The organism is Paenibacillus sp. FSL E2-0178 (assembly GCF_038593005.1).
GTDB lineage: Bacteria > Bacillota > Bacilli > Paenibacillales > Paenibacillaceae > Paenibacillus_AQ > Paenibacillus_AQ phytohabitans.
Map to the genome: position 1 here is coordinate 7,955,634 of NZ_CP151953.1, position 16,957 is coordinate 7,972,590.

14 protein-coding genes are annotated in these 16,957 nt (G+C 52.2%); 12 read left to right on the forward strand and 2 right to left on the reverse strand.

Going from position 1 to position 16,957, the window contains the following annotated elements:
- Positions 1-121: 121 nt before the first annotated feature.
- The 5 genes from MHI42_RS34295 to MHI42_RS34315 all read left to right on the forward strand — a co-directional run bounded on the left by MHI42_RS34295 (position 122) and on the right by MHI42_RS34315 (position 6,461).
- On the forward strand, positions 122-757 hold the full coding sequence (locus MHI42_RS34295; protein WP_342422077.1) for a hypothetical protein: 636 nt from the start codon (positions 122-124) through the stop codon (positions 755-757).
- 20 nt (positions 758-777) lie between these two features.
- Complete coding sequence (locus tag MHI42_RS34300) at positions 778-1,518, forward strand: MOSC domain-containing protein (protein ID WP_342422078.1); 741 nt, start codon at positions 778-780, stop codon at positions 1,516-1,518.
- A 237-nt stretch (positions 1,519-1,755) separates the two neighbouring features.
- Positions 1,756-2,697 (forward strand): helix-turn-helix domain-containing protein, encoded by a 942-nt coding sequence (locus MHI42_RS34305; RefSeq protein WP_342422079.1) that lies wholly within the window; start codon positions 1,756-1,758, stop codon positions 2,695-2,697.
- A 212-nt stretch (positions 2,698-2,909) separates the two neighbouring features.
- Entirely contained in the window at positions 2,910-4,679 is a 1,770-nt protein-coding gene (locus MHI42_RS34310; protein ID WP_342422080.1) for a sugar-binding domain-containing protein, read from the forward strand.
- Between the two features lie 138 nt (positions 4,680-4,817).
- On the forward strand, positions 4,818-6,461 hold the full coding sequence (locus tag MHI42_RS34315) for a family 16 glycoside hydrolase (RefSeq protein ID WP_342422081.1): 1,644 nt from the start codon (positions 4,818-4,820) through the stop codon (positions 6,459-6,461).
- Positions 6,462-6,701: 240 nt separating this feature from the next.
- On the opposite strand, the gene MHI42_RS34320 is transcribed toward MHI42_RS34315, so the two are convergent.
- Positions 6,702-6,854: a hypothetical protein gene (locus MHI42_RS34320; RefSeq protein WP_342422082.1), complete on the reverse strand. Its 153-nt coding sequence runs from the start codon at positions 6,852-6,854 to the stop codon at positions 6,702-6,704.
- A gap of 232 nt (positions 6,855-7,086) precedes the next feature.
- Here MHI42_RS34320 and MHI42_RS34325 point away from each other — a divergent pair, with 232 nt between their 5' ends.
- The 6 genes from MHI42_RS34325 to MHI42_RS34350 all read left to right on the forward strand — a co-directional run bounded on the left by MHI42_RS34325 (position 7,087) and on the right by MHI42_RS34350 (position 15,098).
- Complete coding sequence (locus tag MHI42_RS34325; RefSeq protein WP_342422083.1) at positions 7,087-8,400, forward strand: ABC transporter substrate-binding protein; 1,314 nt, start codon at positions 7,087-7,089, stop codon at positions 8,398-8,400.
- Positions 8,401-8,503: 103 nt separating this feature from the next.
- Complete coding sequence (locus MHI42_RS34330) at positions 8,504-9,427, forward strand: sugar ABC transporter permease (RefSeq protein WP_342422084.1); 924 nt, start codon at positions 8,504-8,506, stop codon at positions 9,425-9,427.
- Between the two features lie 13 nt (positions 9,428-9,440).
- Positions 9,441-10,253 carry a carbohydrate ABC transporter permease gene (locus MHI42_RS34335; RefSeq protein WP_042138366.1) on the forward strand — a complete coding sequence of 271 codons (813 nt, stop codon included), beginning with the start codon at positions 9,441-9,443 and terminating at the stop codon, positions 10,251-10,253.
- 92 nt (positions 10,254-10,345) lie between these two features.
- A complete protein-coding gene (locus MHI42_RS34340; RefSeq protein ID WP_171716207.1) occupies positions 10,346-12,145 on the forward strand; it encodes a sensor histidine kinase in 1,800 nt (599 codons plus the stop codon).
- 1 nt (position 12,146) lies between these two features.
- Positions 12,147-13,748, forward strand: a complete 1,602-nt coding sequence (locus MHI42_RS34345; RefSeq protein ID WP_342422085.1) for a response regulator — start codon at positions 12,147-12,149, stop codon at positions 13,746-13,748.
- A 78-nt stretch (positions 13,749-13,826) separates the two neighbouring features.
- On the forward strand, positions 13,827-15,098 hold the full coding sequence (locus MHI42_RS34350; protein WP_342422086.1) for an ABC transporter substrate-binding protein: 1,272 nt from the start codon (positions 13,827-13,829) through the stop codon (positions 15,096-15,098).
- A 29-nt stretch (positions 15,099-15,127) separates the two neighbouring features.
- Here MHI42_RS34350 and MHI42_RS34355 read toward each other — a convergent pair whose 3' ends face one another.
- The gene (locus tag MHI42_RS34355) at positions 15,128-15,916 is read right to left on the reverse strand and encodes a lipase family protein (RefSeq protein WP_342422087.1); all 789 of its coding nucleotides are present in this window, start codon (positions 15,914-15,916) and stop codon (positions 15,128-15,130) included.
- Between the two features lie 153 nt (positions 15,917-16,069).
- Between MHI42_RS34355 and MHI42_RS34360 the strand changes: the two genes are divergently transcribed.
- A complete protein-coding gene (locus MHI42_RS34360) occupies positions 16,070-16,936 on the forward strand; it encodes an alpha/beta hydrolase (protein WP_342422088.1) in 867 nt (288 codons plus the stop codon).
- Positions 16,937-16,957: the final 21 nt, after the last annotated feature.

The window sequence follows — 16,957 nt, forward strand, 5'->3', positions numbered from 1 at the left end:
AGCCAAGGCCCCACTTTGTGGGGCTATTTTGCGAAACTTTGTGTAGTGGAAGGAACTGGACAGGTGTTTGCCGAAACGGTAAAGTGTATGGTCTATACTGTTTATATTGCAGGAGGCATCTATGAGTTATAGTGAAGCATTAAAAGCAGTATGTGAGCGTTACGCCAAATCAGGCGCAGACTGTAAATGGATCATCGTAGGCTCAGTCGCTTCGGTACTGCAAGGAGCGGAGATGACCCCGGGGGATCTCGATTTGTATGCACAGAACGCAGGGGATGCGGCGGTTATCGCTTCTGTCCTTGAACCCTTTAGCTTAAAGGTTAAACCTCCCTTGTCCTGGGAACAACCGGGCTGGTTATCGTCAATCGAGGAACCGTTGTTCACGCAGTCGTTTGCTTCAGGGTTCACCTGGACCAAAGGGAAATGGATCATTGAAGGTTTTGATGTGGAAGCAGTACATATTTCTGATTCAGCGGGCATTCCTGACTCCGAAGATGGGGCGGGAATCTGGGAAGGCGGGCAGTCGATTTGGAGCTACGCTAAGCAGGTGCCTTTTGACGGATATACCGTTCCTGTAGTCCCGCTTGAGATTCAGCTGGAGTCGAATATCCGGAGAAACAGGATGGACCGGGCAGAAGCGATACTTCGTGTGTTCAAGGATCGGGGCTACAATGAAACCTTACTGCAGAAGGCATTGTCGGATAAGAGCAGAAGGATGATTGAAGATTCAGGGAATGGTTGGAACATTACATTATAGACAGAAGAGGTGCGGAAATAGTGTCCTTAACAGTTGGTGAAATTACGGCGATTAACCGCTATCCTGTAAAATCCTTTGCGGGAGAAGAGCTGGAAGTGTGTCAGATAGAATCTTACGGGGTGCAGGGGGACCGGTATTGCTCCTTCTATGATATGACCAAGAAGGATTGGTGGCAGTATGTTACCGCCAGAAAGATCCCCAATATGCTTAGTTATCAGGCGGAATATATCGAAGGGAATATCCGGGTGACGGCGGCAGACGGCAGAGTCTTCGGCTGGGATACGGAGTTGCTCAATGAAATCCAGAGCCTGACCTCCACGCAAATTACGATGTCCGAGTTCAAAGCGCCTCACCCGGAAGCGAAACACCCGCAGCTGTTATCTGTGGACGGGGCCAGTATCCTGCTTGTGACCGATAAGAGCCTGAAGAAGCTGGAGGCTTTATGGGGCAAGCCTGTTGATCAGCGCCGCTTCCGGGGGAACTTTGTCGTGGAAGTGAGTGAGGATTCCCTTGGGGAAGAGGAATGGCTCGGCCGGCGTTTATCGATAGGTGGTGCAGAGCTGCAGGTGGACAGCTATTGTGACCGCTGCGTTATGATTACGATGAACCCGGATACCCTGGAGCGGGACAGCTCGCTGCTCAAACAAGTGAATAAGGAGTTCAATCTGAACTTTGGCGTATATGCTTCTGTGATCCGGACCGGGGAGGTCCGGCTGGGGGATCAGGTGGTTCTGCTGCCGGAAGGGTCCGCAGCGGAGTGAGTTTCTTAAGTTGACGCTGACTAGGCAGGAATGTTGTAGATAATACAACTCTGACTCCTGAATACCCGGACATTCGGGAGGATTGTTGTACGAAATACAGGAATTTTCCCGCTAAGCTGCTTGAAGGCGGGGGAATGCTGCCTTTTATACAACAATTTTCAATTTGGGCTGATTTAATGAGGGAAATGTTGTATTTTGTGCAGGAATAGGAATAGATCTTAAATAGACAGCAAAGCGGTGATTGATATTCTGGAATTATCCATGGAACATCCTGAGGAACTGGTGAAAGTGACGCATGCGCTGTCTACGGAGCTTAGACTAAGAATGCTGGAGCTGCTCAACAGCCGGAGAATGAATGTAGTGGAGCTGGCGGAGGCGCTGGAGATACCGGTATCCACCTCCGCCTCGAATGTGAAGGTACTGGAGCAGGCGGGGCTGATTGAGACCGAGCTGCTGCCGGCTTCGCGCGGCTCCATGAAGGTCTGCAGCCGCATCTATGATGATATCAAGATCATCATTAATGTGCCGGAACGCCGCGCGAAGGCGGAGCAAGGGGACTATTGCTACGAGATTGCAATGCCGATCGGCAATTTCACGGCCTGTGAAGTGGCGCCTACCTGCGGCATGGTCAGTGAGGCAGGGCCGATTATTGTGGAGGACTCGCCGGCGGGTTTTTTCCATCCGGACCGTGTTCATGCCCAACTGCTCTGGCTGCGAAAGGGGTATCTCGAATACCGCTATCCGCTGGAAATCCCGCAGGGGGCAGCGGTCCGCCTGATCCAGTTCTCGATGGAGATCTGCTCCGAGGCGCCGAATTATGAGAATGACTGGCCTTCGGATATTACGCTGTGGATCAACAATGTGGAGGTTGGCACCTGGACCTCGCCCGGCGACTTCGGCGGCAGACGCGGGAAGCTGAATCCTTCCTGGTGGATCGATACGGGTACCCAGTTCGGCTCGCTCAAGACCTGGAGCGTAGACAATACCCGCAGCACGGTCGACCACAAAGAGATATCCGCCGTCAATCTGAGCCAGCTGAAGCTTACAGAGCAGAACCATGTGGATCTGCGGCTGGGTGTGAAGGAGAATGCGGTTTTCAAGGGCGGAATGAATCTGTTCGGGCGGAAGTTCGGCGATTATGAGCAGGATCTGGTGATGAAGATCTTCTATACAGTATAAGAAACCTGAGTCACGGAATTTCAACGACAAGCGATAGACGGAGTAGCATTTGCGATGAACCTATGATATTTATGCAGAGAACCTGACGCCTTAGGCACAGGTTCTTCATGCTGTACAATCGGTGATTGACATTTCAGCAGATTCTGCAATAATTAATACATATTTATTGTAATAAAACAAAAATATTGTTCTTAAGGAGCGTGTGCAATACTATGGCAACCGAGCATTATATTAAGGATTATCCGCGTCCGCAGTTCGTCCGCAAGGAATGGCAGAACTTAAACGGAGATTGGAGCTTCCGGTTTGATGATGGCAACGTTGGTGAACGGGAGCGTTGGAATGAGCAGCTGCACGGGGATCTGAAGATACAGGTTCCCTTTACTTATGAGACGGAGGCCAGCGGGATCGGCGAGACGACCTTCCATCCTTATGTATGGTATGAGCGGGAACTGCAGCTACCTGCGGACTTGAACGGTAAGCGGGTGATGCTGAATTTCCAGGCGGTGGATTATACAGCCAAGGTGTGGGTTAACGGCAGCTATGCAGGAGGGCATCAAGGCGGTTATGCGGCCTTTTCGCTGGATATTACGGATTATGTTAACACGGATACGGCAGCGTCCAACCGCCTGGTGGTTAAGGTGGAAGACAGCCAGAGCTGTACTCAGCCGCGGGGCAAGCAGCGCTGGGTGGATGAGAATTTCGAGTGCTTCTATGTGCAGACAACGGGAATCTGGCAAAGTGTGTGGGTAGAGTATGTGTCGCCCTCCTATCTCAAAGCTGTCAAAATCACCCCGGATCTCGATAACCGCTCTGTCCGTTTCGAATATCAGACACAGGCAGCGGACGACCATCTCCGCCTGGAGACCAAGATCAGCACGGGGCAGAAGACATTCAAGCAGGTCTCGCTCCATGTAGACCGGGCCTGGCTGCAGCTGGATGTGGAGCTGACTCACGAAGCAAACGGCCCGTGGAAGCTGCAGTCATGGTCACCTGCTGCGCCGACATTGTACGAAGTGGAATTTATTCTCTATAAAGATAATCTGGTCATTGACCGGGTATACTCCTATTTCGGACTGCGCAAAATTTCGGTCGAACAAGGCAAGGTGCTGCTTAACAATACACCTGTGTATCAGCGCCTCATTCTGGATCAGGGCTACTGGCCGGAGAGCCATCTGACCCCGCCGTCCGAAGAAGCACTGATTGCCGATATCGACGCGATTCTGGCGATGGGCTACAACGGTGTGCGCAAGCATATGAAGATCGAGGATGCCAGGTTCCTGTACTGGTGCGATGTAAAGGGCCTGCTGGTCTGGTCGGAGATGGCGGCGACCTTTGAGTTCAATGATGAAGCTGTGGAGAACTTCACGAACGAATGGACGGAGATTGTCCGGCAGCAGTATAATCATCCTTCGATTATCACCTGGGTGCCTTTTAACGAATCCTGGGGGATTCCGCAGGTCTACACGAGCAAGCTGCAGCAGAAATTCACCGAGGGAATCTATCATCTGACCAAATCCATCGACCCGAATCGTCCGGTCATTGTGAATGACGGCTGGGAGCATACCATCAGCGATATCATCACCCTGCATGATTATGAAGAGAGCGGAGATGTCTTGCTTGAACGTTATGCAGACTCCGGCAGCATACTTGGCAGGGCAGCCTCATTCAACAATTGGAAATATGCCATGGCTCAGGGCTATGAATACCGCGGCCAGCCGGTGATCGTTAGCGAATTCGGGGGCATTGCCTTTGATTCCGGCGACGGCTGGGGGTATGGAGAGCAGGTAAGCAGCACCGATGCCTTCATTGAACGGTTCAGCAAGATTACGCAGGCTATCAAGGACACCCCTTATATTTGCGGCTACTGCTATACGCAGATTACGGATGTCCAGCAGGAAGTGAACGGGCTGCTCACTGCGGACCGGACACCGAAGATTCCGCTGGAAGTGATCCGGAAGGCCAATTTGCAGCTGACGGAATAATCGTAACATTGGTACCCAAAAAGCGGTGAATTATCGGTTCAATGACAAGAAGAAGCCCTTTAGAATCTTCAGTGAAAGCACTTACATGTAGGTGCGGTCAACAGGTTTCATAATTGAAGATGAAGAGGAGGGGCTTATTTGTTAAAAAAACTATTCACCTCGCTGTCGGCTTCCCTGTGTCTGCTTCTGGTCCTGACCGCCATTCCGGCATTTGCCGCGAATGGCCCGGTGGTGTGGGGTACCTCATCCACGATTACCGATATTAACACCTTCACAGATGCGGGGACTGATGCCCGCGGGCTCAGACCCGGAACGTTCGGGGCGGAATATGCCCGGATGATCAAGCTGGCGAACGGGGACTGGCTGGCCGTCACTGCTATTTACGACAACAACGGCTATACCAAGGTCTCCTGGGGTGGCACCCGGCTGCAGGTCTTCCGCAGCACAGACAACTGCCGCACCTGGTCGCTGGTGTCCACCCTGTGGGAAGACGGGCGTGACCTGGACAACGGGCAGTTCGTGCAGCTGGCCAATGGCGATATTCTGCTGGCCATGCGCTCGGTCCGCTGGCAGGAGTCGTACCAGCTCAGAGTGTATAAGAGTGTGAATGGCGGCGCGAATTGGAGCTTCCTGAGCACAATTGATGAGAACAACGGCACCGCCGGTTCCCTGGGGAACCCGGATAAAGGGGTATATGAGCCGCATATGCAGCTGCTGAACGACGGCTCGGTGGCAGTCATGTATGCGAGTGAGAAGCATGTGACCGAGAACCCTTCCTACAGCCAGATCATCTCTGAGAAAATTTCCACGAACGGCGGAGCCAGCTGGGGGAATGAGATTTATGTAGCCTGGGACCCGTCTAACGCCGGGGCTCGTCCAGGCATGCCGGTCTGGAGCAAGATGGCGAACGGACAGTATATTGTCGCCTTTGAGGTGTGCGGAACGCAGAACTGCCGGATTTTCACCAAAAAAAGCACGGATGGCAAGACATGGTCCAGCGGCATCGGCACCCAGGTATCGACCAATCAGCAGGGCGGACCTTATCTCCTCTCCTTAACCGACGGGCGTCTGCTGCTCAGCTCCAACTCCAATGTGCTCTCGTTAAGTAATGATTACGGGACCACATGGGTGGATAATGATGTTCCGGCGTTCGGGAATTCGTGGTGGACAGCGATGTACCAGACCGGGGCGAATGAGATTGCTTTTGTGGATTCGGTCGAGCGGAGTGTTGGCGGGCATAATGTCCAGGTCCGGTTCGGCACGCTCAGCGGCTCGTATAGCAACGATTTTGCGGCGAATGACAACGGATGGGCCCGTTATGGGGGAACCTGGGCCGTGAGCGGCGGAACCTATAACCTCAGTTCGGTCAATGCGGACAAATCCGTGCTTACCCCGTACCCATCTAAAATGAACTATACGCTCGAAGGAGACATCAGGCTGAATAATGCCGGCCAGGGCAGTCTGGTCTTCAATCTGACGGGTCCGGGTACCGGTGCCGATTCTCAGAAGGGATACGCCGCAGGCATTGACTCTGCCGGTCAGGTATGGCTCGGACGTTTCAACAATAACTGGACCCCGCTCCAGACCGTGGCCACACCCATTGCGGTAAACACCTGGTATCATATGAAGGTGGTCGTAAGCAGCGGCAACATCAAGGTATATGCTGGTGATATGGCTGTGCCTAAGATTAACCTGAATGACGCGGTGTTTACCTCGGGCACCGTCGGAGTACGCGGCGGCTTCAATAACAGCGTAAGCTTCGATAATATTACAGTGAATTAATCTGCAATTTCTTTCTGGAGCCCTTCGGGGCTTCTTTTTTATTGGTACAAGTACCAATCTATATAGCAGTTGGATTTTCTCCACTTGCTTATGAACGGAGGTGCCCTTGCCGGGCAACAGTTGGAAAAAAAGCACTTAATATTCCGGGAATAATCCAAAGTAGGGTGTATTCATGTAATTAAATGACGTTTATCCATCTAATCACCTCAAAACCTCCAGAACCTCCAAATTAAGATACATTTATCCAACTAATATTTTTAGTGCCAGTGCCAGTGCCAGTGCCAGTGCCAGTGCCAGTGCCAGTGCCAGTGCCAGAGCTAGAACCAGAGCCAGAGCCAGAGAGATGCGGCAGATGCGAGAATGACCACCATTTCCAGCAGCAGCTAATTTCAATGGGGAACAGGAAGTCCCGTTTCCGCACCTTTCGATTCTCCACCCTCCTTAAGATCGTCTACCCTCACGGCGGCTCCGTGCCATTAACACCTGTCATTTGTTCACCAAGGAGCGGCGGTTTGTCGGTTCAACCGTTGCCGCATCCCCTGTAGAGTAAGTGATAAGAAAGCCCTTACATGAATGTTTGAAAGGGCTCTCGCACACAAACTTTTTTGACGAGAGGGTTGTTCAAATGAGGATGAATAAGAAGTACACAGGTTTGGTATCGGCCGGGCTGGCGTTAGCCCTGATTCTGCCGGGGTGCTCATCCGGAAACCAAGAGAACGGAGAAGCCGTCAAGGCATCGGATGCACCGGCAAAGACAGAGAGTGCAGGCGGCAGTCCGGTAGAGATCTCGTTCTGGAACATGTTCGGCGGCGGGGAAGGGGAATTCGTAGACCAGATTATCAAGGACTTCAATGACTCGCAGAAAGAGGTAACTGTGAAGCAGCTCCGCCTCGAATCCAATGAATATTACGCGAAGCTCAGTACGGCGCTGTCTTCCTCCAAAGGACCGGATATTGCCATTGCCCATGTGGACCGGATCTCCCCGTTCGTGAAGGCGCAGCAGATTGTACCTGTAGATGAGCTGGCCTCCAAGGCCGGATTTGACCTTAAGGAAATCTCTGATTCCAACATGCAGAGCGTGTCCTACGAGGGTAAGCCTTACGCTGTTCCGCTGGATACCCACTTCCATATGTTCTACTACAACAAGGACATCCTACAGAAGGCTGGTCTGCTGAATGAAGACGGCACCCCTAAGCTTGGAGACCTGACACCGGCGGGCTTCGAGCAGACACTGGCGGATATTCAGGCCAAAGTGCCGGATGTGCAGGCGATGGCTGTGAACACCCCCTACTTCCAGGAGCCGTTCCTTAATCTCTATTATGAAGCCGGCGGGGATATCCTGAATTCCGATATGACCAAAGCCAGTATCAACAATCCGCAGGCGCTGGATGTCCTGAAATTCTATCTGGACGTCTTCAACAACAAATATGCCGATCTCAACGATAAAACACCTTGGGATACCTTCCATAACGGCAAAGCTGCCTTCTGGTTCGGCGGTGTATGGGAAGCGGGGCTGCTCCTCGGGGATGAATCCCTGCATATCGGCGCGATGCCGCTTCCTCCGATCTTTGGCAGCCAGACGCACTGGGCCAGCTCCCATACGCTTGTAATTCCGTCCTACGTCACTCCTGAGAAGCAGGAGGCGGCAGCCAAGTTCATGAAGTATTTCTCTGAAATCGGCGGAGAAACCTGGGGACAGGCGGGTCATGTGCCTGCGAACAGCAAAGTAACCACCAGCGATGCCTACAAGAGTCTGCCTTACCGCAGCGAATTCATCGAGGCTCAGAAGACCGTGAAATTTGCTCCGCCGACAGATAAGTATACAACCATCATTACAACGATCTCCGAAGAGCTGCAGAACATCATCTTCGGCAGTGAGAGTCCGGAAGACGGGCTGGCGAAGCTGGAGAAACAGATTAACGAAGTGCTGGAGAACTAGCTCCCTCTGCAGGAAAGGTACGGCCCCCCGCCGACTTAAATAAAGAGCGGGTGGCCTGTCCTTCCAGCCCAAGCGCAAACTTAATTGAAGGAGAGAATGACCGATGGAGCGGAGTGTAATAGAGAATAAAGCGGCAACGCCTCTTCGCAGGAGAGAGCCCATACACCTACTGAAGGAACTGAAAGCTATTTTTTATCTGATCCCCTTTCTGGTACCGTTTACGGTGTTCTACCTGTGGCCGGTAATCAATGGAGCCTGGATGAGCCTGCATGTCTGGGGCATTCAGGGGATGCAGAAGTATGTTGCATTGGCCAACTATAAGAAAATCTTAGAGAATCCGGATTTCTATTCGTATTTGTGGAACTCCTTCTATTTCGTACTGCTGTGCGCGCCAACCGTATTGGTGCTTGGACTGGTACTGGCGCTGATCATCAATCAGAGAATTTGGGTACGGACCCTGATCCGCTCCGTGTTCTTCCTGCCCTATGTCCTGTCCGTCTCTGTGGTCAGCTTCATCTGGCTGAAGCTGTTCGATGCGAAGAACGGCCCGGTGAATGCTCTGTTGCATGCCCTCGGTATGAACACGGATATCAACTGGCTCACCGATCACAGGTTCGTGTGGTGGGCGATTACGATAGCGACAGACTGGTGGAGCGTCGGGTTTGTGATGGTGCTGTTTCTGGCCGGACTGCAGGAAATCCCTACAGATCATTATGAAGCGGCGAAGATCGACGGCGCGAATGCCTGGCAGCGCTTCTGGAGCATCACCCTGCCGGGGCTGTCCAGTGTGATGAAGATCCAGATCTTTTATCAGATTATCAATTGCCTCAAGCTGTTCGGACAGGTGCAGATTATGACCGGCGGCGGGCCGGGAGATTCCACCAATACCATGATCCGCTATATCTATGTCACGGGGTTCAAGAAGGATATGTTCGGCCTGGCCGCAGCGCAATCAATGATCTTCTGCTTCATCATGCTGCTGATCGCCGTGGTTCAATTCAAAATCACAGACCGCAAAGACGGATAGGAGGGAGACGTTCATGAAGAAGCTTGCTTTAAATATTGCTGCTGTTCTGCTTGCGCTGCTGTTTGTTTTTCCGCTGATCTGGATGTTCCTCACCTCCCTGAAGCCTGACGGTGTGAACGTATATACGCTGGCTGATTGGGTGAATTGGTCAGATCTGAATACCGACAACTATGTCAAAGTCATCCGGGATTCGCAAATTCTGCACTGGACCTGGAACAGTCTGGTCATTGGTGTCCTCACCACCGTCATATCCATTCTGCTCAGCTCGCTGGCGGCATTCTCCTTCTCGAAGCTGCCTTTCCGGACGCGGGGGATATTCTATGTGCTGATCGTTTCAGGTCTTCTGATTCCGACAGAAGCTATCCTGATTCCGCTCTATGAAACTGCGCTGCATCTGCAGCTGATTGATAACATCTGGGCGATTATCCTGCCCGGGCTGACCAACCCGATCGGCATTCTGCTGCTGAAGCAATTCATGGACGGGGTACCCAGGGATTATATTGAAGCCGCGCAGATTGACGGCAGCCGCAGCTTCCGGTTATGGTGGAGCATCTGTCTACCGCTTACGCGCTCAGCCATGGTCTCTGTGGGAATCTTCTTCTTTATCCTCTCCTGGAATAACTTCCTGTGGCCTTATCTGGCGATTACCTCAGAAGAGAATATGATTCTTTCGGCAGGGCTGCCCACCTTTTTGTCGAATAATAACATGTCGCTCAATCTGATTATGACGGCAAGTGCCATTGCAGCAATACCGACAATTCTGGTGTTCATTCTTCTTCAGCGGCATATTGTCCAGGGCGTGGCGATGTCCGGTGTCAAAGGTTAATTCTTAAACGCGAAAGGATAGTGGGCATGCTTACATCTCCTGAGAGTTCTGCCAGGCCCATGCGGCTCCGCCTGATATCCTGGATCAAAATTATGAAGAGCAGCATGCGCTATAAGTGGATGCTGCTTCTTGTTCTCTTCTCCTTGACACCGCTGGTGGTCATGGGGATTATTTCATTTTCGATCTCCAAATCAACGATTAACCACAAAGTAACCGAATATTCCGAGCATCTGCTGTACCAGACCGCTGATAATCTGGATACGCGGCTGGGTGTGTACAAGGACATGATGATGCAGGTGCTGAACAATAACGAGATCGTGGGCATGCTGCGGACCCTTGATCGGACAGACACGGCCAGCTATGATGTGGATAGTCTGTCGCTAACGACGAAGCTGTCCACGATTGTGGCGATCAATCAGGATGTGCAGTCGATTTCTTTTGTATCGGATAGGCATTATATCAAAGGAATCTACCGCTGGAACAAGCGCACGCCCGCCGAGGTAGAGCCGTTCCTGCAGACGCTTGAGGGCGGCAGCAACTTCCGCTGGTATCCGACCCGCTACGGGACCTATGTAGACAGTCTGAATTCGCAGAGCACCCACGTCTTCTCGGTAGCCAAGCAGTTGTACAAAATATCCGATGACAGTCCGCTGGGGATTGTGGCAGTTCTGGATATCCGGGAGGATGTCATTAAGGAGCTGGTCTCGAAGGCGGTGAGCAACAACCGGGATCTGCAAAGCTTCGTGATGGACGGACGTGGCATGCTGGTCTCCTACCCGGACAGTGGTCTGATTGGCAGAAGTGTGACTGAGGTGCTGGGTGAGGCGGGTTACGAGAAGCTCATAGACTCCGGACCGGAGGAGACGAGATTTCCGCTCACGTACAAGGGCGACAGCCTGATTGTGAATGCCAAGAAGCTGCACACCAATGACTGGGTGGTGGTGAATGTCATTTCCAAGGCGGCGCTGTACCAGGATTCGAACCGTCTGCTGCAGATTTTCATCTTCGTCGGGCTGCTCTGCATTGTCTTCTCGGTCATTGCTGCACTGGTGCTGGCGAATTCTATTACGAATCCGATTCTGAAGATGATCCGTCTGATGCGGCAGGTGATGTCCGGCGAGCTCAGCGTCCGCTACAAAGCCAAAAGCCGGCATGACGAAATCGATATTCTCGGCGATAATTTCAACTACATGGTTGTGCGGATCGACGAGCTTTTGAAAGCGGTATATCTGGAGCAGGATCAGAAACGGATGGCGGAGCTCAAGGCGCTGCAGGCGCAGATCAACCCGCATTTTCTCTACAACACCCTGGATATTATTAAATGGACGGCCTTGATTCAGAAAGCCAACAACGCGGCAGAGATGGTCAGCTTATTGTCGCGGCTGCTGCGGATCAGTCTGGGCAAAGGGGAAGAGACCGTTACGGTGGAGGAGGAAATCGAGCATGTGCAGTGTTATCTGGGCATTCAGAAGTTTCGCTTCAACTTCAATATTGAGACCGTTGTTGAGATGGACGATGATGTCCGTCACCTGCGGACGCCCAAGCTGATTCTGCAGCCGATTGTGGAGAACGCGATTATCCATGCTTTTGGAGATATGGAGTCCGGCGGCTGCATCCGCATATCGTGCAGCAAAGCGCCGGGCAATCTGGTATGGTTCGAAGTGGCGGACAACGGGAAGGGGATAGACCCGGCGCTTGCGCGCAGTCTGCTGGCCGGGCAAGCGGCGGAGGAGGAGAAGCCGGGAGGCATTGGACTTGCCAATGTGGATGAACGGATTAAGCTGATTTGCGGGAAAATGTACGGCATCGAGATTCACAGTGAGCCTGGTACAGGAACGTCCATACGAATCAAGCTGCCACTCATGACAGAGGATATAAGGGGGAACCGCTGAGATGCACCGGGTCATTATCGTAGAAGATGAATTTATCGTAAGATATGGAATCCGGTCGATGATTAATTGGGAGTCCATCGGGATGGAGGTCATAGGCGAAGCGTCGAACGGCAGGGAGGCATTGGAGGTGATGGAATCCGGGCTGCCTGATATCCTGATTACCGATATCAAAATGCCCGTGATGGACGGCATCGAGCTCATTGCCGAGGTACGGAAGCTCTCACCGGATATCAGGATTATTATCCTCAGCAACCTCGAAGATTTCCAGTATGCCAAGGAGGCGATCAGACATAGTGTATCCGAGTATATGATCAAATCGGATATGATGCCGCGTGACTTTGAGCTGGTGCTGCTTAAATTGAAGGAAAGCCTGGAGGCGGTGCAGAAGAATATGCCCGTCTCTTCCCAGGCTGCTCCCCCGGAGCCGGTGCATAAGGAGAATTTCCTGCTGGAGCTCATGGAGCGAGGGGCGGCTCAGGGGCAGATAGACAGAAATAGACTCGCACAGGCGGGACTTGCGGATTCACGGCCGCTATATTTGCTGCATATTAGCCTGGGCAGCAGTGCTGAGCCGGGGTATGGGCAAGGACAGAGCGCGATCCGCAGGCTGCTGGAGCAGATGTGGGATGAGCGAACCCTCGGCTATGAGATGTTCCCGGACAGACAGGGGGAGCTTAATATTGTAGTGACCACAGACGTAAACGCAGAGCCCGCAGGATTAGCCTGGTTAGACTTCGTGCACAGCTGTAGTGAAGAGCTTATCGGCCGCTTATCGGCCCAATACGGCTGGACTGCAACGATTGGTCTAAGCGGAGTGAACGGGCAGTGGGCAGAACTGAAGAATGCTTATGTCCAGGCCGTGGAAGCTGCCAGGCAGAAGCTGTTTATGGGGAGCGGTCGTGTTCTGGTTCACGGCAGCGAAGAATTGAAGGCGCAAGTACCTCCGCTTGAGGCACTTCAGATCAGCAGCCGCCAGATCCAGTCTATGGTGTACGCCTTCCAGTCCAGAGAGCTGGAGGAGTATCTGAATCAGCTGTTCGGGCAGCTGGCTGTACGCCGGGATGCGGATCTCGTGCAGATTATCTCACTTGAGCTGCTGATGATCCTAACAACCTTGTGGCCCGATGTATCCAGGGATGCTGAACAGGTTCTGGAGCTCAAGAAGCAGTACTTTGACGAGCTGTCGATGCTGGAAACGCTTGAACAGAGCCGGCTATGGTTCATGCAGGCCTTCGAAGCGCTGGTAGAGCATATGATAGAGATGTATAACAGCGACCGGAACAGCATTATCAAGGCAACCCAGTATATTCAGCAGTACTATGATCAGGAAATCACACTGCAGTCGATTAGCCGGCTTGTACATTTAAGCAAGAATTATTTCGCCAACCTGTTCAGGAAGGAAGTAGGCGAGAGCTTCCTGGAGTATCTGACCCGGATCAGAATTGAGAAGGCCAAGACCCTGCTAACCGGAGAACTGAAGGCTGGAGATGTCGGTACCCTGGTCGGGATTCAGGACCCGAAATATTTCTCCAAGGTGTTCAAGAAAATCACTGGCGTGTCTCCTTCGGAATATCGCGGGCTGGTTCGTAAGAGCGGCCAATGAGGGCTGTGAGAGTGGGATTTTGTGCAAACGCTTACAGAATATGACTGGAGTGAACCTGTTCCGGAAAGGGGGAGTGAGATGAAAACCATGGGCCGTATGCTGCCCGTTCTGCTGCTGTATCTGTTCCTGCTGCCGGGCTGTGCAGAGCTCTCTTCCGGGAATCAGAGTCCCCAGGAGAGTACAGTGCCTGTCGAGGTATCCTTCTGGAATCCGTTCGGAGGCGGCGAAGGCGAATTCGTAGAGAGAATTATCAAAGATTATAATGCTTCCCAGAGTGAAGTGTTTGTGAAGCAGCTCAGACTTGAATCTAACGAATATTACGCCAGGCTGAGCACTGCTCTGTCCTTCGGCAAAGGGCCTGATGTAGCCGTTGTCCATGCGGACCGGTTGTCGCCGTTCATTAAAGCGGGGCAAATTGTTCCGCTGAATGCTCTGGCTGAGCAGGATGGATTCCAGTGGAGTGAAATCGGTGAACAGAACCTGCAGAGCGTCAGCTACAGCGGACAATATTATGCAGTCCCGCTCGATACCCATTTTCACATGCTCTATTACAACAAGGATATACTGGCCAGGGCCGGATTGCTTACTCCAGATGGAACACCGACGCTCGAAGAGAATTCTCCCGCAGGGTTCATCCGTATGCTGCGGCAGATCGCTGAGCGGGTTCCGGGGGTACAGCCGATGGCGGTCAACACCCCTTATTTTCAGGAATCGTTCCTGGATCTGTATTATGAGGCAGGCGGAGAGCTGTTCAGTCCCGATATGAAGCATGCAGCGGTCGATAATGAGAAGTCGGTGAAAGTCCTGACCTTCTACCAGCAGCTGTTCGAAGAGGGATTAAGTGATCTGAATGATAATACACCTTGGGACTCCTTCTATAACGGCCAGGCTGGACTGTGGTTCGGCGGAGTATGGGAAGCGGGCCATCATCTGGGCAATGAGGATACCGAAATCGGTATTATGCCTCTCCCGCCCATCTTCGGCAGCGCCGCCCACTGGGGAAGCTCACATACGCTAGTTATTCCGGCTTACGTAAGCTTGGAGGAGCAGGAGGGCGCGATGGACTTCATGAAGTATTTCTCAGAGGTGGGCGGACATATTTGGGGGGAGGCGGGTCATGTCCCGGCCAATCTTGATATCGCAGAGAGCCGGGCTTACCGGGAGCTGCCTTACCGCGAGCTGTTTATCCAGTCGAGGGATCAGGTGAAGTTCGCCCCGCAAACCGATAAATATGCGGCACTATTCACTGCAATGTCAGAGGAGCTGCAGAATATTATCCGTAACCGGATTCAGCCGGAAGCAGGATTGAAAGTGCTGGAGAAGAGCCTGAATCAAATTTTGGCGAATTAATTAACAATATGCAGGGGCTCCCCCGGTGATCAGGTAATCAATTCAAGCACCGGACAAAAGCCGGGATTCGTGGAACATAACATTTCTGTGTATTCTGGCCGTTGCTTCGACAGTACTGCGAAGTAGCTTCTAAGCACATGATTGAGCTCAACCGTCCCGTTCTGGAAAGATAATGAGTACAGCGATTGCACATGGGTGTAATAATATTTTTTCTCATGCCGGGGCAGCTTGTAGATGGTAGGCGGAACGTAGGTGGCGACGTCAAAAAGATTGGCATAACGGAAGCTGCTGCGGACATAGCTGCTGAATGCTTTGGCAAATGCAGGATCACCCGCACGCGGAGATCCGTACGTATACAGGCGGGGAGACCTGTAGGCTGAATTAGCAGCGATATCTATAGCACATAAGGTTGCTAGTGCCCCGCCGAGGCTGTGGCCTGTAACGTATAGCGTTTTCTCCGGTGACAAGGTGCCGAGTATGGAGAGGATTTCCTCTCTTGCTGACGAATAAATATCTGTGAAGCCTCTGTGCGTCAGGCAATCTTCCTTGATATATTTGAACTTTTTTTGCGCAGCATTCATGTTGGAGAGCCAATTGGTGGTTGAGCTGCTTCCGCGCCAGGCAATAATGATCTCCTGCGGTGATTCCAGAATGAAACCAAACGGCTCGGAGATTCCGCCCATGGATTTCGCCCGGAAATTATGCACGACCGAGAAGTCCGCCGGAACCACGAACGAACCGTCCGCATGTTCAAATTGTACATAGGTCTGCCCGCAGACGGCAGCCAGAAAGATGGCCCAGTCCTGTTCATTCCGCATGTTACTCATCCCGCATGTTACTCATCCCGCATCCCGCCCTTCTTTCTATCTGTGTATGATCAGCAGGCGGGATTGGTGCCTATGGATGGGCGGTTGCACCAGAATTTCTGGCCAATACATAGGATTATCATACATAACATGGAGGTTTAAATTTTGATCGAGGAACGTATTTCATTAGGGCAGCTAGCGATAAACGTGAGGCATTCATTAAACAGCAAGCCTGCTATTCTGTTTCTTCATTTCAGCGGCGGGAACCTCAACATGTGGGAGGGAATTCTCCCGCAGTTTGCACAGGACTACAGCATCATTGCTCCCGATATCCGGGGACATGGTCAATCGGACAAACCGGAAACCGGCTATCATATCGATCAGATGGCTGAGGATATGTATTTGCTGCTGCAGCATTTGCAGGTAGACAAGTGCCATATCGTCGGCAGCTCGATGGGAGCAGAGGTTGGCCTGAGTCTGGCGGCGGCGCATCCGGAGAGAGTGTTATCCCTGGTCTGCGAAGGCGCACTTAATAATGAATTCGGCGAATACGGAATTTTCCAAGGTACAGCAGAAGAAATTGTGCAGAGAAAAGAACAGCTGCGTGCAGAATTGGGTGAGCGGGAAGAACGGATCTTCAACAGCATAGAGGAGTATGTTGCCGAACAACGGGCGGAGCTGACAGCGGAGGGGCTGTGGAATGAATATTTCTCGGCCTTTTATGAACATAGTCTGCAGCAGCTTCCGGACGGCAAGTACACCTACTGTTATCTGAACCGTGTAAGGACCGAATATATCGTGAAGTTCTGGGATCTGTCATTTGAGCAGTATTATCAGAAAATAGAGTGTCCGGTACTATTCCTCCCCAGCGAAGAAGAGTGGGCTGACGAGTCCATCCGCCGCAGTCTGGACGCTTTCGCAGGGCTGCTGGACAGCTATGAGATTACGCGGATTCCTGACTCTCTCCATGCTTATGTCTGGATGCAGCTGCCGCTTCCTGCAGGTCAGGCTGTGAAGGATTTCCTGAATTAGCAGCTATAATCATAGATAAAG